Below are 296 nucleotides of genomic sequence, written 5' to 3'. Positions count from 1 at the left end.
AACCGGGTATGGTTATCGGTTACATCGTTCTGCGTGGTGACGGTCCGATCTCTAACCGTGCGATCCTGGCGGAAGAATACGACCCGCGTAAACACAAATACGACGCGGAATACTACATCGAAAACCAGGTTCTGCCGGCGGTTCTGCGTATCCTGGAAGGTTTCGGTTACCGTAAAGAAGACCTGCGTTGGCAGAAAACCAAACAGACCGGTCTGACCTCTTGGCTGAACATCAAAAAATCTGGTACCGGTGGTGGTGGTGCGACCCTTAAATTCAAATACAAAGGTGAAGAAAAA

The 296-nt window shown here is 49.7% G+C and carries 1 pseudogene; it reads left to right on the top strand.

Annotation, left to right across the window (positions count from 1 at the left end):
• Positions 1 to 296, top strand: a pseudogene (locus tag SB659_RS19295) (hypothetical protein); the annotation flags it as partial.

This window comes from Arthrobacter sp. SIMBA_036 (genome assembly GCF_046535135.1).
GTDB lineage: Bacteria > Actinomycetota > Actinomycetes > Actinomycetales > Micrococcaceae > Arthrobacter.
Note: the sequence above shows the minus strand (reverse complement) of the source record. Positions and strands in the feature narration are given on the sequence as shown.